This window comes from Streptomyces zaomyceticus (assembly GCF_014656215.1).
GTDB lineage: Bacteria > Actinomycetota > Actinomycetes > Streptomycetales > Streptomycetaceae > Streptomyces > Streptomyces zaomyceticus.
The window spans coordinates 269,533-289,310 of sequence record NZ_BNBZ01000002.1; the positions used below are offsets into that span (position 1 = coordinate 269,533).

The 19,778-nt window shown below is 72.2% G+C and carries 15 protein-coding genes; 2 read left to right on the top strand and 13 right to left on the bottom strand.

Annotated elements, in window-relative coordinates; translation table 11 throughout:
* Window positions 1–68: 68 nt before the first annotated feature.
* The 11 genes from IE311_RS04025 to IE311_RS04075 all read right to left on the bottom strand — a co-directional run bounded on the left by IE311_RS04025 (window position 69) and on the right by IE311_RS04075 (window position 15,764).
* Window positions 69–1,103, bottom strand: coding sequence for an aldo/keto reductase (locus IE311_RS04025; protein ID WP_189830116.1), 1,035 nt, complete (start codon window positions 1,101–1,103; stop codon window positions 69–71).
* Entirely contained in the window at window positions 1,100–4,921 is a 3,822-nt protein-coding gene (locus tag IE311_RS04030) for an ABC transporter ATP-binding protein (protein ID WP_229901739.1), read from the bottom strand. The genes IE311_RS04025 and IE311_RS04030 overlap by 4 nt, the downstream gene beginning before the upstream one ends.
* A gap of 164 nt (window positions 4,922–5,085) precedes the next feature.
* Window positions 5,086–6,537, bottom strand: coding sequence for an LLM class flavin-dependent oxidoreductase (locus tag IE311_RS04035; RefSeq protein WP_189830118.1), 1,452 nt, complete (start codon window positions 6,535–6,537; stop codon window positions 5,086–5,088).
* Window positions 6,521–7,306 carry an ABC transporter ATP-binding protein gene (locus IE311_RS04040; RefSeq protein ID WP_189830119.1) on the bottom strand — a complete coding sequence of 262 codons (786 nt, stop codon included), beginning with the start codon at window positions 7,304–7,306 and terminating at the stop codon, window positions 6,521–6,523. The genes IE311_RS04035 and IE311_RS04040 overlap by 17 nt, the downstream gene beginning before the upstream one ends.
* Entirely contained in the window at window positions 7,282–8,229 is a 948-nt protein-coding gene (locus IE311_RS04045; protein ID WP_189830120.1) for an ABC transporter permease, read from the bottom strand. Before IE311_RS04045 ends, IE311_RS04040 begins: the two co-directional genes overlap by 25 nt.
* Window positions 8,226–9,293, bottom strand: a complete 1,068-nt coding sequence (locus IE311_RS04050; protein ID WP_189830121.1) for an ABC transporter substrate-binding protein — start codon at window positions 9,291–9,293, stop codon at window positions 8,226–8,228. The genes IE311_RS04045 and IE311_RS04050 overlap by 4 nt, the downstream gene beginning before the upstream one ends.
* Window positions 9,294–9,354: 61 nt before the next feature.
* Window positions 9,355–9,858: a flavin reductase family protein gene (locus IE311_RS04055; RefSeq protein ID WP_189830122.1), complete on the bottom strand. Its 504-nt coding sequence runs from the start codon at window positions 9,856–9,858 to the stop codon at window positions 9,355–9,357.
* 501 nt (window positions 9,859–10,359) lie between these two features.
* Complete coding sequence (locus tag IE311_RS04060; protein ID WP_308439790.1) at window positions 10,360–11,511, bottom strand: ROK family transcriptional regulator; 1,152 nt, start codon at window positions 11,509–11,511, stop codon at window positions 10,360–10,362.
* Between the two features lie 580 nt (window positions 11,512–12,091).
* Complete coding sequence (locus IE311_RS04065) at window positions 12,092–12,649, bottom strand: DUF305 domain-containing protein (protein ID WP_189830123.1); 558 nt, start codon at window positions 12,647–12,649, stop codon at window positions 12,092–12,094.
* Window positions 12,625–13,992, bottom strand: coding sequence for a DUF1996 domain-containing protein (locus IE311_RS04070; protein WP_189830124.1), 1,368 nt, complete (start codon window positions 13,990–13,992; stop codon window positions 12,625–12,627). The genes IE311_RS04065 and IE311_RS04070 overlap by 25 nt, the downstream gene beginning before the upstream one ends.
* A gap of 41 nt (window positions 13,993–14,033) precedes the next feature.
* Window positions 14,034–15,764, bottom strand: a complete 1,731-nt coding sequence (locus IE311_RS04075) for a discoidin domain-containing protein (RefSeq protein WP_189830125.1) — start codon at window positions 15,762–15,764, stop codon at window positions 14,034–14,036.
* 346 nt (window positions 15,765–16,110) lie between these two features.
* On the opposite strand from IE311_RS04075, the gene IE311_RS04080 reads away from it, so the two are divergent.
* Window positions 16,111–17,103, top strand: coding sequence for a LacI family DNA-binding transcriptional regulator (locus tag IE311_RS04080; protein ID WP_189830126.1), 993 nt, complete (start codon window positions 16,111–16,113; stop codon window positions 17,101–17,103).
* Here the strand turns inward: IE311_RS04080 and IE311_RS04085 are convergent, their stop codons facing one another.
* Both IE311_RS04085 and IE311_RS04090 read right to left on the bottom strand, forming a co-directional pair.
* Complete coding sequence (locus tag IE311_RS04085; RefSeq protein WP_189830127.1) at window positions 17,104–17,538, bottom strand: SRPBCC family protein; 435 nt, start codon at window positions 17,536–17,538, stop codon at window positions 17,104–17,106.
* Window positions 17,539–17,623: 85 nt separating this feature from the next.
* On the bottom strand, window positions 17,624–18,634 hold the full coding sequence (locus IE311_RS04090; RefSeq protein WP_189830128.1) for an aldo/keto reductase: 1,011 nt from the start codon (window positions 18,632–18,634) through the stop codon (window positions 17,624–17,626).
* A 158-nt stretch (window positions 18,635–18,792) separates the two neighbouring features.
* Between IE311_RS04090 and IE311_RS04095 the strand changes: the two genes are divergently transcribed.
* Window positions 18,793–19,713: a LysR substrate-binding domain-containing protein gene (locus tag IE311_RS04095; RefSeq protein ID WP_189830129.1), complete on the top strand. Its 921-nt coding sequence runs from the start codon at window positions 18,793–18,795 to the stop codon at window positions 19,711–19,713.
* Window positions 19,714–19,778 lie beyond the last annotated feature (65 nt).

Consider the following 19,778-nt stretch of genomic DNA (forward strand, 5'->3'; position numbering starts at 1 on the left):
CGTCCAGGGCATGCCGTTCGGGCCGCGCCCGTCCGGGGCGCGGCCCGTCAGCGGTCCGTCAGCAGCCGTCAGTGGCCGCGGCGGCGCAGCTCCGGTTCGGTGAGTGAGGGCGGGGTGTAGCCCGCGTCCCTCGTGGAGAGGTTGGTGCCCGGTGGCACGATCTTGTCGATCCGGTCCAGGACGTCGCGGCTCAGCCGGACCTCGTCCGCGCCGAGCTGGCTCTCCAGCTGCTCGAAGGTGCGGGGGCCGATGATGGCCGAGGTGACCGCCGGGTGTTCGAGGACGAAGGCGAGTGCGAGCTGGATGAGGGTCAGGCCCGCCTCTTCCGCGAGCTGGGCCAGGGCCTCCGCCGCGTCGAGCTTGGCGGCGTTCTCCGGGGACCCGATGTCGAAGCGCTCGGCCTGGCGGTCCGCACGGCTGGAGCTCGGCTGGGCCACCCCCTTGCGATAGCGGCCCGAGAGCCAGCCGCCGGCCAGCGGGCTCCAGGCGAGCACACCGAGTCCGTACCGCTGCGTGACCGGCAGGACCTCGCGCTCGATGCCCCGGGCGAGCAGCGAGTACGGCGGCTGCTCGGTGACCACACGTTCCCGACCGCGGCGCTCGGCGAGCCACTGGCCCTCCACGATCGCGGACGGCTCGAACGTCGACGTCCCGATGGAGAGGATCTTCCCCTGGCGCACGAGGTCCGTCAGGGCGCCCAGCGTCTCGTCGAAGTCGGTGTCCGGTTCGGGCCGGTGGACCTGGTAGAGGTCGATCCGGTCGGTGCCCAGGCGACGCAGGCTGTTCTCGACCTCCCTGATGATCCAGCGGCGCGAGTTGCCCCGCTCGTTGGGGTCCTCGCCGAGGCTGCCGTGGAACTTGGTGGCCAGGACGTCGTTGTCCCGGCGGCCGCCGGCCAGGGCCTTGCCGACGATCGTCTCGGACTCGCCGGCGGAGTAGACGTCGGCGGTGTCGACGAAGTTGATGCCCGCGTCGAGGGCGCGGTGGATGATCCGTACGGAGTCCTCGTGGTCGCGGTTGCCGCGGGCGCCGAACATCATCGTCCCCAGGCACAGCGGGCTGACCTTCACGCCCGTACGGCCCAGGTTGCGGTACTGCGTCATCGTGCACTCTCCTGCATGAGGTGATCGGTGGGGTGGGGACCGGCGGGGGCCGGGTCGCCGGGGTGGTGGTCGGCGGGGACGGTGTGCGCGGGCCCGTCCCGGAAGGCGTCCCACAGCCGGCGGTACGGGCCGTCGGCGGCGAGCAGCTCCTCGTGCGTGCCCGTCTCGGCGATCCTGCCGCCGTCGAGGACCACGACACGGTCGGCGCGCGCGGCGGTGGTGAGCCGGTGGGCCACCACGACGGTCGTACGGCGACGGGTCAGCGCGGCCGTCGCCGCGGTCACCCGCCGTTCGGTGGCCAGGTCGAGCGAGGCCGTGGCCTCGTCCAGCAACAGCACGTCGGGGTCGACGAGTTCGGCCCGGGCCAGGGCGATGAGCTGACGCTGGCCGGCGGACAGGTTACGGCCCCGCTCGCCGACCTGCTGGAGATAGCCCCGGGGCAGCGCCGCGACCATGTCGTGCGCGCCGACGGCCCGTGCCGCGGCCTCGACGTCGGAGTCCGAGGCGTCCGGACGGCCGTACGCGATGGCGTCGCGCACGCTTCCGCTGAAGAGGTGGGGCTCCTGGGGCACGACACCCAGCCGGCGCCGGTACGCGGTCAGATCGAGCTCGCGCAGGTCGTCCCCGTCCACCCGGACGTGGCCGGCGGAGGGGTCGTAGAAGCGGGCGAGGAGTTTGACGACGGTGGACTTCCCCGCTCCGGTCGTGCCCACCAGCGCGACGGTCTCGCCGGGAGCGACCTTCAGCCGCAGATCGCTCAGCACCTCCCGGCCTCCCGGGTAGGAGAAGGAGACGCCGTCGAACTCGATCGCGCCGCGCAGCCGGTCCACGCCGAGCGGCCGGTCCGCACCGGGGGTCCCGGTCGGGGTCCGCATGAGCGTGCGCAGCCGGGAGAGGCCGATGACCGCCTGCTGGTAGCCGTCGAACACCTGGGACAGCTGCTGGATCGGGGCGAAGAACAGCTCCACGTACAGCAGGAACGCGATGAGCGTGCCCGCCGTGAGCTCCCCGGCCGACACCCGGCCCGCGCCGACGGCGAGGACGGTGGCCGCGGAGAGCGTGCCGAGGAACTCCACGAACGGGAAGAAGATCCCCATGTACCGCTGGGCGCGGAGCCGGGAGTCCCGGAAGTCGCCCGCGAGCCGGGCGAAGTCCCGCGCGTTGTGCTCCTCGCGGCGGAAGGCCTGGGTGACCCGGATGGCGGCGACGTTCTCCTGGAGCGCGGCGTTGACGATGCTGACGCGCTCCCGGGCCTCCCGGTAGGCCGGTACGGAGTGGTGGCGGAACACGGCTGTGGCGAAGGCCAGTACCGGTACCGCGGCGACGAGGACGAGGGCCAGGCCGGCGTCGATCACGAGCAGCGCGGCGAGCACGCCCACCACGGTCAGCCCGCTGACCACGGCCGTGATGAGCCCCGTCTGCATGAACGTGGACAGGGCGTCCACGTCCGTCGTCATCCGGGTCATGATCCGGCCGCCCAGCTCGCGCTCGTAGTAGTCGAGCCCGAGCCGCTGGAGTTGCGCGAACGTCTTGACCCGCAGGGTGTACAGCAGGCGCTCGCCGGTCCGGCCCGTGGTCCTGACCTGGAGGACGCCCACGGCCCAGTTCGCCGCCACCACGAGCGCGGCGCCGGCCGCCGCCAGCAGGGCGCCCCCGGCGCCGCGGGCCACCCCGTCGTCCACCCCGTGTCTGACCAGCACGGGTACGGCGATCTGTGCGAGCGCGTCGAGCGCGACCAGGAGCAGACCGAGGAGCAACGGCGTCCGGAAGGGGCGCAGCAACCGCCCCAGACCCAGATCCGGTTCGGCCGCCGCGACCACGTCCACCGGCAGTCCGGGGTCCGCCTTCGGCAGCGGCAGCCGGGCCAGCCCCGCCAGTACCTCCGGATTCGGCGGTGCGGAGCCGAGCAGCCCGCCCCCACCCGGGGCGCCGCGCCCCGGTCCGGCCGTCGCCGCGGCCTCCGCGAACGCCTGGGCCGCGCGGACCGAGGCCTCGCCGCCCTCGTCGTCGGACGCGCCGTCCTCGTCCCGCCGCCAGAGCGCTGCCGTGACCGCTGCCCTGACGTCGGTGTCGGTGTCGGCGACGGCCGGGGATCCGGCGGCGCCAGGGGCGGTGGTCTCCTCCGCCGCCGCGGACGGTTGTTCCGGGGCGGCGGACAACAGGGAGCGCAGCAGCGGTGAGCGCGAGCGGAGTTCGTCCAGGGTGCCGGTGTCGACGACCCGGCCGTCGTCCAGTACGGCGATCCGGTCCGCCAGCTCCAGAGTGGAACGCCGATGCGCCACGATCAGGGTCGTGGGCCGATGGGCCGCCGTCCGCAGGGCGTCGTGGATCTCCGCCTCCACCCTCGTGTCGATCGCCGATGTGGCGTCGTCGAGGACCAGCACGGCCGGGTCGCGGAGCAGTGCCCTGGCCAGGGCGATCCGCTGCCGCTGTCCGCCGGAGAGGGTGAGTCCCTGCTCGCCCACGACCGTGTCGTAGCCGTGCGGCAGCCGTTCGACGAACTCGTCGGCGCGGGCCAGCCGCGCCGCCGCGCGGATCCGGGCGTCCCCGGCGTCCGGCAGGCCGTACGCGATGTTGGCCCTGATGGTGTCGGAGAGCAGGAACGACTCCTCGAACACGAACCCGATCCGGGAGCGCAGGGAGTCCAGGGACAGCTCCCGTACGTCGTGGCCGCCGACCCGGACGCGGCCGCCGTCCACGTCGTAGAAGCGGGGGAGCAGTGCCGCCGCGGTCGACTTGCCGGAGCCCGCCAGGCCGATGAGCGCGACGGTCTCGCCCGGCCGGATGTCCAGCGAGAAGCCCCGCAGGAGCGGATTCCCGCCGCCGTACGTGAAGGTGACGTCCTCCCAGGAGACGGCCGGCGGTTCGGCGGGCAGTTCCAGGGGGTCCGGCGCCTCGGCGAGCCCCGGTGTCTCGTCGATGACCTCCATGACACGGACGGCGCCCGCCCTGGCCGGCTGCCACACGGTGAGCAGGGTGGCCAGCTGCCGGACGGGAGTGACGAACGAGCCGAGGTACGTCGTGAACGCCAGGAACGTGCCCAGCGAGATGCGGCCGTCGAGGGCCATCCAGCCGCCGAGCGCGAGCACGGCGACCTGGCCCAGGGCCGGTACGGCCTGCAGTGCCGGGTTGTAGCGGCTGGTGTAGCGCACGACCCGCATACGGGAGGCGAACAGCCGGCGCGCGCGACCGTCCAGACCGGCCAGCTCTCGCTGCTCCTGACCGAAGCCCTTCACCACCCGCACGCCGGTGACCGTGGCCTCCACGGCGGAGGCGACCTCCGCGGCCTCCTGCTGGGCGTGCCAGTTCGCCGGGAAGAGGTCGCGACGGCTACGGAAGGCGATCATCCAGAGCAACGGTCCGACGACCAGGGCCACGGCGGTCAGCAGCGGAGACAGCAGCGCCATGAGGACCACGGAGGCCAGGAACATGAGGATGTTGCCCGTGAGGTTCGGAAGGAACTGCAGCAACGTCTGGATCAGGGTGATGTCCGAGATCGAACGGCTCACCGCCTGCCCGGTCCGCAGCTCGTCCTGCTTGGACCCGCCGAGCCGCACGAGCGAGGCGAACGCGTCGTTGCGCAGGTCGTACTGGACGCCGAGCGACACCCGCCCCGAACGGTAGCGCCGGGTGAAGCTCGCACCGAAGCGGACGGCGCCGAGCGAGACCAGCAGGACGAGCCACGGCGTCAGCGACCCGGCCGTGTCCGCGGAGACGGCATCGACGACATGGCGCAGGACCAGCGGCAGCGCGGCGGTCGCCAGCGCGGCGACGACCGCGGCGCCGTACGCGAGGGCGAGATCACGGCGGTGGCGCAGGCAGTAGCCGAGGAGCCGCCGGGCCCAGCCGGGCGGCCGGGGCCCGCCGGGGCCGGCCGCCGCGGCGGCGACCGGCTCCGACGGGACCGGCTCCGACGGGACCTGCTCCCGCGGTGACCGCTCCGACGGGACCTGCTCCCGCGGGGCCGGTGGGGGACAACCGGTCACCGTGCGTCCACCAGCGCGGCGGCGGAACGACCGGCGTCGGCACTCTCGCCCGCGCCGACCTCGGCCCCGGCCGTCGGCGCGTCGAAGTACTGGTTGGCCGGGCGGGGCAGGCCGTAGTGCTCGCGCAGGGTCGTGCCCTCGTACTCGGAACGGAACAGACCGCGCTCCCGGAGGATCGGCACCACCCGGTCGACGAACAGCTCCAGACCGGACGGAAGCACCGCCGGCATGATGTTGAACCCGTCCGCGGCACCGCTCTCGTACCAGTGCTCGATGGTGTCGGCGACCTGCTCGGCGGTTCCGGCGAAGGTCCGGTGGCCACGCCCGCCGCCCAGTCGGCCGATGAGCCGGCGCACCGTCAGGCGCTCGCGCCGGGCGAGTTCCAGGATGAGGGTGTAGCGGCTCTTGGCGCCCTCGATCTCGTCCTCGGTGGGCACCTCCTCGGGCAGCTCGCTGTCGAGGTCGAGATCCTCGGGCGCTATCCGCAGCCGTTGCGCGAGCTGGCGCTTGGCGTACTCGGGGGAGATCAGACGGTCGAGCTCCGCGTCGAGCTCCCGCGCCTCGGCCTCCGTGTCGCCGATGACCGGAACGATCCCCGGGAGGATCTTGATGCCGTCCGGGTCGCGGCCGAAGGCCACGGCACGACGCTTGACGTCCTGGTAGAACGCGATGCCGTCCTCCAGGGTCTGCTGCGCGGTGAACACGGCCTCCGCGTACCGCGCGGCGAACTCCTTGCCGTCCTCGCTCGACCCCGCCTGCACGAGCAGCGGGTACCCCTGCGGCGAACGCTGTACGTTCAGCGGCCCGTCGACGCGGAAGTACGCGCCGCGGTGATCGACCCGGCGCACCCGGTCGGCCAGGGCGTGCACGCCGCGATCCTTGTCGGCGATCACGGCGTCGTCCGACCAGCTGTCCCACAGCTTGGTGGCCACCTCGACGAACTCGGCCGCGCGCTCGTAGCGGTCATGGTGCAGGGGAGTGTCGTCGAGGCCGAAGTTGCGGGCCGCCTCCGCCCCCGCCGTGGTGACGATGTTCCAGCCGGCGCGCCCGCCCGACACATGGTCGAGCGAGGCGAAGCGGCGGGCGAGGTTGAAGGGCTCGTTGTAGCTCGTCGAGGCGGTGGCGATGAGCCCGATCCGTTCGGTGACCGCGGCCAACGCCGTCAGCAGGACGGTCGGTTCCAGCTTGCTCGACGGACGCCGCCCCGGGTCCCCGAAGAGCACCGGGCTGTCGGCGAGGAACACCGAGTCCAGCTTGCCCCGTTCGGCGATCCTGGCCAGGTTCTGGTAGTGCGCGATGTCGGTGCCGCCCCGGGCCGGGCTCTCGGGCAGCCGCCACGCCGCCTCGTGATGCCCCACCGACATCAGGAACGCGTTGAGGTGGAGATGCTTGCGGACGGGCGTACCGGCCGGAGTGCGGCCGGAGGCGTGCTCAGACGTTCGGGACATGGGGCTTCTCCTTCGGGGAGTCGTGCGGGGCGGCGGACGGCGTCGTCACGCCGAGCGCGGTGAGCAGGGCGTCGCGGTACTCCTGGAACCGGGGATCGCGTCGGCTGCGGGGCGTGGGCAGGTCGATCGGCATGTCGAGCGAGATCAGGCCGTCCTCCAGGACGAGCACCCGGTCGGCCAGCTCGACCGCCTCGTCGACGTCATGGGTGACCAGCAGCACCGCCGGCCGGTGACGCTCGTAGAGTTCGCGCAGCAGACCGTGCATCTTGATCCGGGTCAGCGCGTCGAGCGCGCCGAACGGCTCGTCGGCCAGCAGCAGTTCGGGATCGTGGACGAGCGCCCGGGCGAGAGCGGCCCGCTGCTGCTCCCCACCGGAGAGCTCGTGCGGCCAGGACCGGTCGCGTCCGGCGAGCCCGACCTCCTCCAGGGCGGTCAGGCCACGCTCCCGGGTGCCCGGGCCGCGCAGTCCGAGCACCACGTTGTCCAGCACGCGCAGCCAGGGCAGCAGGCGCGAGTCCTGGAAGGACAGCGACACCCGCTCGGGTACGACGAGTTCACCCGTCCCCTCCACGCCGTGGTCCAGTCGGGCCACCGCGCGCAGCAGCGTCGACTTGCCGGAACCGCTGCGCCCGAGCAGCGCGGTGAACTCGCCCTGCGCGAGGTCCAGATCGATGTCCTTGAGCACGGTGCGCTCGCCGAAGCGGCGGACGAGTCGCCGGGTGCGGACGGCCGGTGGTGCCTTGGTCAGCCCGCCAGGGTGCGTCGCCACGACAGGGCCCTCCTCTCGATGGCGCGGACGAGGGCGTCGGAGGCGAAGCCGAAGACTCCGTACGCCACCAGGCCCACGACGATCACGTCGGACTGGGCGTACTGCTGGGCCTGGAACATCATGTAGCCGATGCCGCTGGTGGCGTTGATCTGCTCCACGACGATCAGGCCGAGCCAGGACGAGGTCACGCCGAGGCGCAGGCCCACGAAGAACCCCGGCAGCGAACCCGGGATCACGACCTTCCGCACGAACCGCCACCGGCTCAGCCGCAGCACCTCGGCCAGCTCCACATGGCGGCTGTCGATGCCGGTGAGCGACGCGTACGTGTTGATGTACATGTTCACGGCCACGCCGAGGGCGATCACCGTGACCTTCATGTCCTCACCGATGCCGAGCCAGAGGATCAGCAGTGGCAGCATCGCCAGGGACGGGATGGCCCGCTTGATCTGCAGAGGCCCGTCGACCAGGTACTCACCCGTGCGGCTGAGACCCGCCACGACGGCCAGTGCGACGCCGGCGACGACGCCGAAGAGGAGGCCGAGCCCCGCGCGCTGGAGGGAGATGAGCACGTTGCCCTGGAGCCGGCCGTCCGCCACCAGTTCCACGGCGGTGGAGACCACGCTCCACGGGTGGGACAGGATGCGGGGGTCGAGCACCCCGGCGGACGAGGCGGCCCACCAGGCGGCGAGGAGCAGGGCCGGCCCCAGCAGTCGGCCGAAGGGCACCGGGCGGCCCGGGCCGAGGCGTCGTCCTCTGCCGTCACCGCCCTTGCCCGCCCTGCGACCGGTGCCGCCGCCGGTGCCGGGCGGAAGGGTTCCGCCGGCCTCCGGAGGGGTGAACGGCTTCGTCACGCGCGCCGTGCGGGGGGCGTCGGCCACGTCGAGCCCGCGGGAGGTACGCGCGGGGGTCAGTGCCTCGGTCATGTCGTTCCCTCCCGGTACCGGGCGTCGACGGCCTGGGCCGCCAGGCCTTCGAAACGCCGGTCGAAGAGCTGCGTCACGTCGAAGCGGGGGACGAAGCCGCCCTCGGCCAGCAGATCCGCGGTCTCCTGCTCCCAGCGGATCGCCTCGTCCCAACGCGCCGGGAAATGCGGCTTGTTGAGCGAGGTCACGATGCGCTTGCCGTCCTCGCGGCTGACCCCCTGGTCCTTGACGTAGTACGCGTCGATCCAGCGGTTCGTGTTCTCCCAGGCCCATACCGAGCCCCGGGCCCAGAGCGGAACGAAGCTGCGTACCGCCGCGGCCTTCGCGGGATCGTCCAGGACCTCCGACGGAGCCCACAGCACCGTCAGCAGGTCGACGACGTCGGTGCGCACGTCCCGTGCGCCGTCCTTGCGGTACTGCGCCAGGTACTTGGTGAGCGTCGGCTCGCCCAGCGGGGCGACGTCGACCTGCTTCGACTGGAGAGCGGTCAGGAACTGGGTACTCGGCAGTGCCACCAACTGGACGTCCTTCGTGGACAGTCCGGCCTTCTTCAGGGCGCGCAGGACGACGACGCCCTGCGCCTGGCCCTGTGAGAACGCGACCTTCCTGCCCCGGAAGTCCTCCACCTGCCGGATGGGGGAGCCGGGTGCCGTGGCGAAGACATAGGTCGGCTTCCGGCGCAGCTGCACCGCCACGATGCGGGCCGACACCCCGATGGCGTGGGCCTGGATCGGAGGGATTCCGGCATTCGTCGCCAGATCGATGGAACGCGCCCGGAATCCCTGGATGATGTCGGGACCCGCCGAAAGGTTCGGCCATTCGGAGACCGTGAACGGCAGTTCCTTCAGCAGCCCCGACTCGGCGAACTGGATGCGCGAGGTGCGTACGGCAACGGAAAGCGACGTACCCGAAGGCGGAGGAGCCGTGGAAAGAGCCTTCACGGAGGTGGAATGCGCGGTGGGATTCGGCGGCGGCGCGCATCCGGCGACACCGAGGGCCGTCCCGCCGGCGAGGGCGAGGAATCCTCTGCGGCCCAGACGGGATGGGGCGGGGATGGGTGACATGGTGATCCTGTTCCGAAGAAGTGCGGCAGGGACGGGGAGGATGTGGGGACAGGGGCGGGATTCAGATGGAGAGATAGGCGCCGTCGTGGAAGAGAAGGGGGCGTCGGCCCGGCTCCTGCCACGACTCGAGGACACGGGCCACCACGATCCGGTGGTCACCCGCGGGCACCAGGTCCTCGATGCCGACCCGGAGCCAGCCGGCGACGTCCGAGAGGACCGGCTCCCCCTCGGGGAGGCGCCGCCAGGAGGTGGGGGCGGCGAAGCGGTCGATGCCGCTGGTCGCGAAGCGCCTGGCCAGATCCTCCTGGTCGGACCCGAGGAAGTGGATGACGGCGGTACGGGCCCGCTCGACGTGCTGCCAGGAGGACGACTTCGTGGCGACGCCGAAGGAGACGAGCGGGGGAGCCAGGGACAGGGAGGTGAGCGACGTGGCGGTGAAGCCGACGGGGCCGTTGCCGGCGTCGGTGGCGATCACGACGACCCCGGCCGGATAGGCGCGGAAAGCCTGCTTGAAACGGTCGGGGGCGAGATCCGCCGCGGGGTGCGAGGACAGGGAGACGGACACATTTCCTCCATGACGAAGAAGGGCATGGCGGGACGACAGGGGGATACGCGGGGAAAGGGAACGTCAGGCCGGCATCCCGAGAAAGGGCATCCCGAGAAAGGGCATCCCGAGAAAGGGAAGGGAGCAGCGACGACTCGGAAGAACACGGAAAAGAGCGGCCGCGGGCCCGCGAGGGCGGATCAGGGCCTGTTCACAGGAAGCTGCGGGAAAGCGTCAACAGCGCTTTCCGGCGTGCCTTCCGACGCGGAACGCGTCGGCGCGGTCGGTACAGTCGGTTCCCGGGAGGGAGAGCGGCAGGGGGCGACAGCGTCGTGCCGTGGTGGGCACGATCTGCGGAATCCCTCGCCTGCTGCTCATGAATCCATTTTCCGATCTGCGCTCCGGCCCGGTCAACAATGCAACTCTCTGAATTAAGTCGGACTTTCGGGCGACGCGCGGGCCGCGCCCCTGCCCGCTCCCCCGAGCCCGCCTGCTCGCCCCGTCCACGCCGCCCCGCCTCCGTCAGGAGACGGCGGGCAGCGCCGGCCAGGGCCCGAGCGGATCGTCGTAGAGCGCGCCCAGGGCCACGGCGGGCCCCGCCGTCGCCAGTACCGACCCGGTGAACGAACTCGGCACGACCCGGTGTTCGGGGTCGTCACAGACCCACGACCGCTCGGCCACCTCGGCCCGAAGCGCGGCGAGGCACTCGGGCAGCCGCCCCGCGCCCGGTTCGACGACGACGAGCACCTCCGGGTCGAACATGTCCAGGAGCACGGCCGCCGCCCGTCCCACGAGCCGAGCGCGACGCAGGAACAGCTCCCGCGCCGTCGCGTCCCCCGCCAGCGCCCGTTCCAGCAGCGCGGGGAAGGAGGTCACCGGCAGCCCCGCCGCCACGGCCCGCCGCACCATCTCGGGCTCCGACACCTCGGCCTGGAGGCACCCGGGGACACCGCACACGCAGGACGACGAGCCGCCGTCACCGGCGCCGACGGGGAGATGGGCGACGTTCCCGGCTCCCGAACGAGGGCCCTGATGCACGGCGCCCGCCGACACGAAGGCCGCGTCCACCACCGCCCCCACGAAGAGCAGCACCGCGCTCTCACGTGTTCCGGCCTGCCCCACCAGCTGCTCCGCCCGGGCCAACGCCCGGGCGTGGCTGTCGACATGAACGGGAAGCCCGGTCGCCTCGGCGAGCACGCTCCGTACGGCCACATCGCGCCAGCCCAGTTGCGGGTGCCGCACCACCACGCCCGCCTCCGGGTCGACCCAGTGCCCGGTGGCCGCGCCCAGGGCGAGGACGGTCCTGCCCGCGCCGTGCGCCGCCACGAGCCCGGGCAGCCGCTCCGCCAGACCCCCCAGTACCCGCCCGGGATCCGTCACGTCGTGCGGACGCCGCTCCTCGGCGACGATCCGGCCGCTCAGGTCCATCAGCGACAACGTCGCGTGGGTGACGGCGATATGAGCGCCCGCCACCAGGTACCGGCCCGCGTCGACCTCCACCGGGACATGGGGACGGCCCAGACCGCGCGGCCCCGTGGTCTCCTGGCGCTCACGGATCAGCCCGCGGCCGAGCAGTACGCCGCAGTGGCCGCTCACGGCGGCGGGGGAGAGCCCGGTCAGCCGGGCCACGGTGCTCCGTGCCACCGGCCCGTGGTCGAGGATGGCCCCCATCACCGCCCCGGCTCCCGACGCACGGCGTGCGGCCGGGACCGAGGGCGGGATGTCCGCGCGTCGCAGGGGCGCGGAACGTCGAACTGCGGTGGGTGATGAACTCTCCACGGGGGGCCTTCCCGGTCCTGTGCGGCGGCGCGGACGACCGGCTCCGGAGGTCGCCGTAGCGGCAGGACGGAGCCGTCGGGGGCGCTCCGTCGAGGATCGGAGGGAACGCCACTTTCAGGGGGCGCGCGGCGCGGGGCACGAAGAGAGGGGGAGATGCCGTCCGGAGCCGGACTCCGGACGGAGAACGGGAATCAGATCCCGGTCGGAGAGGGGAAACCCCGCTCCGTGCCCACGCCGTGGTTCACGACCGCTGACATGCGGCAGAGCACACACGCTTCAGGTCGACATGACCTCGAGTGGTGAGAAGCGCGGATCGGTGCATGGCGCGCAACATAGCCGCGAGCGCACAAGCCGGTCAAACCTTTGCCCATATGGTGGACGGATCGTCCCGAGGTATGGGCACCGCCTGTCCGCGGGCGTGAGGGCGAGCGGCGGGCGGACGAGTCGCGGGGTGCGTCGCTCGTCCGCCCGCGGCTCAGCGTGGCACCGTGTTCAACAGGGCGAGTTGTTCGCCGGCGCTCCTCTCGACGGCCTCGGCCAGATCCTTCGCGTCGTCGGCCGAGCCGGAGGCGCGTTCGCCGGCACAGAGCGACCGGACCTGGGCCAGATGGGCGCGCATGCCGTCCAGGAAGAGCCGGCCGAGTTCCTCGCCGGTGCTCGTGGCGGCCTTCTCGAGGGTGTCGAGGGGGACCATCCCCGGCATGTTGTGCCCCTCGTGGGGGCGGGTGTCGGGAACCCCGGAAAGCTCCAGGAGGCCGCGCAGTCGCTCCAGTTCGCCCTTCAGCTTCGATTCCGACGTGGTCGCCGGCCCGGTCAGGGCCGGGTCGGTGGTCCGGTCCGCCGTGAGGGCGGCGAGTCGCAGGGCCCGCTCGTCCATGGGAATCATCAGCTGGATCCAGGCGGTGTCGGTGGTGTTGAAGGCCACCGCGCGCGGCGGGCCGGCCACCGGCTGCTGGGTGCAGCCGGTGACCAGCACGGCCGCGAGCAGTGCCGCCGCGGTCCGCGGGGTCAGAACGTTCCGGCGGAGTTGCACTTGGCCCTCTGTGTGATGCAGTCCTTCACCCGCTGTCCCAGGGCCGCGTCGTCCCAGGCGTTGAAGAAGTCGCCGTGGATGGAGGACGCCAGGCCCGAGGAGAGCGAGAAGCCGGCCGTGCCGCCGCTGGTCGGGTAGCCGATGACGAAGGAGACGGACGGAATGGCGATCGGGTGGTCGCCGCCGCAGGTGCCGTTGTAGGTGAAGGCCACATGCGACTTGTGATCGGGGCTGTCGAGGTGCTTGCCGTCCCAGCAGTCCGGGAAGAGCAGCTGGTACACGAGCTTGGCGGTCGGGGCGCACACCGGCCAGTTGCCGTCGGCGCTGCGGCCGATCTCGCCGCCCTCACCGGCGCAGAAGAACTGGTTGACCGAGCCGGCCGGGGTGGGCACCTGCGACTTGGCGTTGCCGGCGATCATGCGGAAGCCCTGGGGGAAGGGCACCGTCGCGGAGGGGTCGGGGAGCCGGGAGCCGTAGTAGACGATGACGCCTTCGGGTTCTACGGCACGGCCTCCTTCGTAGAGGGTCGGGATCCAATAGGCGGACAGGTCCTCGGCGGGGGTACAGCTGGTGCCGGTGTGGGCCCGCAGGCTCTGGGGCGTGGTGAACGCGTCGGTGCTCCGGTTGCCGAAGAAGCTGTGCATGTGGGACGCGCCGGGCAGGCCGGGGACGACGATCGGGTCGTCCGGCTCGGAGTGGCTGTAGGCGCAGGTGGCGTTGAACTCGGGCACGCGGACCGTGCCGGCCGGAACCGCGGCCGGTGTCATCGCCCGGAACCGCGCGAGCTGGGCGTTCCACGCGGCCTGGTCGACGGCGACCCAACCGGGGGTGCCGCCGTCACCGCTGCCGAAGGAGAACCAGTTGATGTTGACGAAGTCGCCCGGCGTGGAGCCGCGGAGCAGGGCGAACACCGTCTGCGGTCCGGTGAGGTGCGTGGCGACGTCGGCGGTCCGGGTCGCCCAGTTCTGCCAGCCGCCGGTCGAGGAGACGGGGAGTCCGGCGAGGAGCGGTCCGGTCGGCGATCCGGTACGCAGCTCCACGGTGCCGGTCCCGGTGGCGGAGGCGACGCGGGCCGAGACCGTCAGGGGGCCGGCGGCGCCGAGGTCGACGCCGTCGAAGCGCATCCAGTCGCCGTCGGCGAGGTAGGCGGCGTTCTGTCCGCCGCCGGTGTCCGAGGTCGCCTCCACGACCACGCCGGACTGGGCGGCGAAGGACTCGGCCTGGACGAGGACGGTGGCGGCCCAGGCGGGCCGGGAGGCGAGGGTGATGCTGAGGGCGGCGGCCAGGACGACCGCCAGCGCCCCCGCCATGAGGGTGTAGAGGGGTAAGGCATGTCTGCGCATGTCACTTCCTTACGGACGTGGGGTGCGGGGTGGAGGGCCGGCTACTGGTAGACGCGCACGTAGTCGACGAGCATCTTCGAGGGGAACGGTGTGGTGGAGTCGGTCGGGCCGGGCCAGTCGCCGCCCACCGCGAGGTTGAGGATCATGTAGTGCGGGTGGTCGAAGATCCACGGCCCCCGGGTCCGCTCCACCTGCTCCTTGTCGAGCGTGAGGACGGTCCGTCCGTCGAGGCTGTAGACGATTCCCTTGCTGGTCCAGTCGGCCGTGAAGGTGTGGAAGTCGTCGGAGAAGTCGGCGTCCTGGGGCAGCCGGTACGGAGCGCCGATCCCGCCGGCGCCGTTGTAGGCGGGGGCGTGGACGGTGGAGTAGGCGGTCTTCACGTCCTTGCCGAGGATCTCCATGATGTCGATCTCCCCGTTGTACGGCCACGGCCGGCCGGTCAGGAAGTCGCCGCCCATCATCCAGAAGGCGGGCCAGAGGCCGTTGCCCTTGGGCACCTTGACGCGGGCCTCGACCCGTCCGTAGGTGAACTGGAAGGTGGCGCCCGTGTTCATCCGGGCCGAGGTGTACTGGCAGGTGGTGCTGCCGGTCAGCGGGTCGGGCGGGCATCCCTGGCCCGGGGTCGCCTCCTTGCGCGCCTCCATGACGAGGTGGCCGGCTCCGTCCAGCGCGGCGTTGCGGTGGTCGGTGTAGTACTGCAGCTCGGCGTTCTGGCCGGTGCCCGGGTCGGCCCGCCATTTCGCGGGGTCGGGCCCGGCCCCGGCGGCGCCGTCGAACTCGTCGCTCCACACGAGCCGGGGCGGGTTCGCGGGATCGGCCGGCGGCTGCGGGGCGGGGATCGGCGCGCCGCCGGTGCCGTACACCTGGAACTCCCACAGGGAGTAGCCGTAGGCGGTGGCGCGCTCCGTCCCGTACATCCGGACGTGGCGGCCGGTGCCGGAGACGGTCAGGGTCTGCTTGAAGCCCGTGCCGGCGGTGGTCGAGTAGATCGGCGTCCAGTCGGTGCCGTTCGGGGAGACCTGGATCTGGAAGGACTTCGCGTAGGCGGGGTCCCACTGGAGGACGACCTTGTGGATCTGGGCGGTCGCGCCCAGGTCGACGGAGATCCAGCCGGGGTCGGTCCAGCCGGTGGTGGGGCTGGTGGCCCACCGGGAGGCGGGGTCTCGGTCGAACGCCCGGGCCGGGGTGCACTCCCAGCAGTTGGAGTCGGCCTGGGAGGAGGAGGCCGCGCCCGACCGGCCGTACGAGAGGAGGGTGTCCCCGCCGCCGGGCTGGTCGCCTTCGGTGGTCCGCACGGCGAACGACCAGAGTGAGTAGCCGTAGCCGGTGGCGCGCTGGGTCGCGGCGAGCCGGACGTAGCGGCCGGTGCCGGTCACGGTCAGGTCCTGGGTGCCGCCGGTACCGGTGGTCGTCTCGTGGACCGTGGTCCAGGTGGCGGCGTCGTTCGACACCTGGATCCGGAAGGCCTTGGCGTAGGCGGCCTCCCAGGCGAGTGCCACTCCGCAGACGTTCTTCGAGGAGCCGAGGTCGATCCGGATCCACTGGTCGTCGGAGAACTCGCTGGACCAGCGGGTGCCGGGATCGCCGTCGACGGCGTTCTGGGCGCCGAAGGGGCCCTCCGTGCTGGACGCCGTGGCGGGCCTGCCGCGAGCGGCGTCAGCGCTGCCGCAGACGGCGGCGGCGTGGGCGGGTGGGTCGGGAAGTGCGGTGAGGCTGAGCAGGGTGGCCGCGACGGCGACGAGTAAACCGAGGCGGCGGAACAGTGGAGGCACGGCGGCTCCTCAGGAAGGGGGGAAGTCGGGGGAGCGCTCCCTGAGGGGTGAGAATGGGCCGGTCCGGAACGACTGTCAAGGGCTTGGTTCACGGGCCTGAAACGCTGTGGACTTCGCCGTGTTGCTCGATGGAGCGGTTTCTCGGAAGGCGGGGACGGTGGCTCCTGGCAGGCCGGAACGCGTCCTGCCAGGGCAAAGAACTCCGGTGTGCGCAGCGGGCGATCACCGCGATCCGCTGCAACGGCGTGTCCGAGAAGTGGCGTTGACACGACCGTCGCCCGGACGACATCCTCGTCGGAAAACGCTCCCCGAGGCCCCCGGGCACCGCCGACCGAAACGGACTGGGATGAAACGACCCACGCTGGAAGTGGTCGCCGCGCGCGCGGGGGTGTCCAAGTCGAGCGTCTCCCGCGTCGTCAACGGCGAGTCGACGGTGGCACCGGAGATTCGCGACGTCGTCATGCGGGCCGTGCGCGAGCTCGGATACGTGCCCAACGCCGCCGCCCGGAACCTGGTGACCCGCAGGACCGACGCCGTGGCCGTGGTCGTCTCCGACCCCCCGCAGGGCGTGGTCTCCGACGATCCCCTGTTCGCGACGGTCGTCCGCGCCGTCAGCAGGGAACTGGAGGCCGCGGGCAAACAGGTCGTCCTCATGCTCGCCGAGTCCGACCGGAGCCGCGCCCGGGTGGAGCAGTACGTCGCCGGCGGGCACGTGGACGGCGTCATGCTGATCGCCCTGCACGGTGCGGATCCGCTGCCGGCCGCGCTGGCCAGGACGGGCCTGCCCACGGTCTCGTTCAACCGCACCAACGCGCCGGAGGTCCCGTACGTGGGGCTGGACAACGCGAGCGGCGCGGCGCTTGCGGTCCGGCACCTGCTGGAGCGCGGCCGGCGCCGGATCGCCGTCATCACCGGCCCGCTGGAGCTCTACGAGTCCCGGGAACGCCTGGACGGCTACCGGGCCGCTCTGCGCGACACCGGGCGCCGGTCGATCGTCGCGCTGGGCGACTTCACCAGGGTCTCCGGAGCGGAGGCCATGCGGCAGCTCCTGGACGACGACCCGGCGCTGGACGCGGTGTTCGCGAGCAACGACCTCATGGCGATCGGAGCACTGCGCACCCTGCGGGAGGCCGGGCGGCGTGTCCCCGAGGACGTCGCCGTCGTCGGTTTCGACGACATCGAGGCCGCCGCCTACACCACTCCCGCGCTGACGTCCGTACGCAGCCCGATGGCCGACCAGGCCCGGGCGACGGTCCGGCTGCTGCTCGGTCTCATCGAGGGCGGCCCGAAGGAGCCGGTGATCATGCCGAACGAACTCGTGGTCCGCGAGTCGACCTGATCACGACGGCCGGGCGGTCTCCCCGGCGAGCGTCCGGTGCAGCGCGGCCAGGCCGTCCCGGTAGATGCCGTGGAACAGTGCCACGGCCTCGTCGTCGCCGACGCCGTCCGGGGTGAACGTGCCCGACCACTCCACCCGGGCCGTGTCCTGCCCGGGTACCGCGTGCACGGTGAGGGTGGAGCGGTAGCCGGTGACGGGGAACGGGGCGCTGAGGATGGAGTATCCGTAGCTCCGCGCGTCGTTGTCGAAGGACTCCAGACGCTCGACGATGACGCCGCCGTCCTCGTTCACGAGGGTCCGGACGCGCCCGCCCTCGCCGAGCGTGCTGGTGGGGATGTACGGCAGCCAGTCGGGAAGGGAGTCGAAGCCGCCGATGAGCTGCCAGGTGCGGTCGGGGGATGCGGGGACGTCGAGGGACGCGGTCGTGGTGGCCACGGAGATCTCCTGAGGCGTTGTCGGTGGAAGTGGTCGGTGAAGGCCGTCGGTGGAGCGGTGGAGCGGTGGGAGTGGGTGGAGCGGGTCAGGCGGTGGGGACGGGAGCGTTCCGCGCGACGAGGCCCTCCGCGCGCAGGTCGTCCCAGAACGCGCCGGGCACCGTCTCGCCGAGCGCCGCGACATCCTCCGCGATACGGCCGGGCTTCGTGGCGCCCGGGATCGCGGCGACGGTGGCCGGGTGGGCGAGGGAGAACTGCAGCGCGGCGGCCTTGATGCCCACCCCGTGCCGCGCGGCGACGGCCTTGATCCGCTCGACCCGGTCGACGACGGCGGCGGGGGCCTTCCGGTACTCGAAGTGCGTTCCTCCGGCGAGGATTCCCGAGCTGTACGGGCCGCCGACGACGATGTCGACACCCTGGGCGGCGGCCGCCGGAAGCAGCCGCTCCAGGGCCCGGTCGTGGTCCAGGAGCGTGTAGCGGCCGGCCAGCAGGAAGGCGTCGGGCTTCGGCTCGTCCAGGTCGAGGGTGAGCTCCAGCGGCTCCACTCGGTTGACGCCGAGGCCCCACGCCTTGATGACACCCTCCTCGCGCAGCCGCTGGAGGACACGGAAGGCACCGGTCCGCGCCGTCTCGTAGGCGGCCAGCCACTCGTCCCCGTAGAAGTCCTGAGCGACGTCGTGCACCCACACGATGTCGAGGCGATCGGTCCTGAGGCGCTTCAGGCTGTCCTCGACGGAGCGCAGCGTGGCGTCGGCGCTGTAGTCGTTGACCATCCGGTTGGGGCGGCCGTGCTCGAAGAGGCCGCCCTTCTCCCCGAGGTCACGGGCGGCCGGGTCCTCGATCTCGTCGAGGACGAGGCGGCCGACCTTGGTGCTGAGGACGAACGCGTCACGAGGGTGCTGGGCGAGGACCTCGCCCAGACGGATCTCGGAGAGTCCCGCGCCGTAGAAGGGGGCGGTGTCGAAATAGCGGATGCCCCGGTCCCAGGCCGCCTCGACGGTGGCGGCGGCCTCCTCGTCGGGGATGGCGCGGAACATGTTGCCGAGCGGCGCGGTGCCGAAGCCGAGGGAGCCGGGAAGGAGGGATGCGAGAGTCACGGAAGACCCTTTCATGAGGGGAGATGCGTTTTAGTGCCAGATCAGGCGATTCGTCTGCTGAACCGCCGATGCGTCTGCCTTGTGCCTCCGAGGCTAGGATCTCCATATGAGACTGTCCAAGACTCACTCGGACTCACTTCAGACCTTTGAGGTCCCACATGCTTGACCTGCGACAACTCCGCTATTTCGTGATCGTCGCCGAGACCGAACACGTCGGCCGCGCCGCCGAGCGGCTGCACATCTCCCAGTCGCCCCTCAGCAGACAGATCGCCCAGCTCGAGAAGAACCTGGGCCTCACGCTCTTCGAGCGCAGTCAGCAGCGCATCAGGCTGACCTCTGACGGCCATGTCTTCCTGACCGAGGCCCGCGCCCTGCTGCGTCACGCCGACCGGCTCGAGAACCTCGGCCGACGGCTCGGCCGGGGCGAGGAGGGCGGACTGTGCATCGGTTACGTGGCCGAGGCCATGCACACGGGTGTCCTGCCCACGGCCCTGCGCACCCTGCGTGAGGAGCGGCCGGGGATCCACGTGGCGCTGTACGACCAGGAGACGGCCGAGCAGTTCGAGGGCCTGCGCCAGCGGAGCCTGGACATCGCCCTGGTGCGCACACCGCCGCCCGAGGACGATCCGGACCTCGACGCCTCGGCCCTGCTGCGGGACCCGCTGCTGCTCGCGCTGCCCGCGGACCATCCCCTCGCGGATCGCGCGGAGCCGACGCCGGACGAGCTGGACGGTGAGCCGTGGATCGCGGTGGGGGATCCCCGGGAACCCGGCCGGCGCGACACCTTCGTGGCGTCGTGCACCTCCTCCGGCTTCACTCCCGACATCCGTCTCGACGCGGCCGATCCGCTGACCGCGCTGGGCCTCGTCGCCTCGGGCCTCGGCCTCGCGCTGATCCAGCGGAGCATGATGCGCGGCGCCACCGAAGGCGTCGTCGTGCGCGAACTCCCCTGGTACGGCGGATCGGTGCCGCTCTGGGCGGCCTGGCACCGGGTCGACCTGCGGCCCGTGGTGGCGTCGTTCCGCGAGACGGTGCTCACCGGACACGAGGCCTCCTCCGGCCCGGACGCCTCCGTCTGAACGCCGGACGCCTCCGCCTGAACGCCGGACTCCGAAGCCTCCGGCCGTCGTGGCACTTTCGTTCC

Coding starts and splice junctions, on each gene's coding strand:
- IE311_RS04025 (WP_189830116.1), bottom strand. CDS start 1,103: ATGACGCAGTACCGCAACCTGGGCCGTACGGGCGTGAAGGTCAGCCCG.
- IE311_RS04035 (WP_189830118.1), bottom strand. CDS start 6,537: ATGTCCCGAACGTCTGAGCACGCCTCCGGCCGCACTCCGGCCGGTACG.
- IE311_RS04050 (WP_189830121.1), bottom strand. CDS start 9,293: ATGTCACCCATCCCCGCCCCATCCCGTCTGGGCCGCAGAGGATTCCTC.
- IE311_RS04070 (WP_189830124.1), bottom strand. CDS start 13,992: ATGCGCAGACATGCCTTACCCCTCTACACCCTCATGGCGGGGGCGCTG.
- IE311_RS04080 (WP_189830126.1), top strand. CDS start 16,111: ATGAAACGACCCACGCTGGAAGTGGTCGCCGCGCGCGCGGGGGTGTCC.
- IE311_RS04045 (WP_189830120.1), bottom strand. CDS start 8,229: ATGACCGAGGCACTGACCCCCGCGCGTACCTCCCGCGGGCTCGACGTG.
- IE311_RS04095 (WP_189830129.1), top strand. CDS start 18,793: ATGCTTGACCTGCGACAACTCCGCTATTTCGTGATCGTCGCCGAGACC.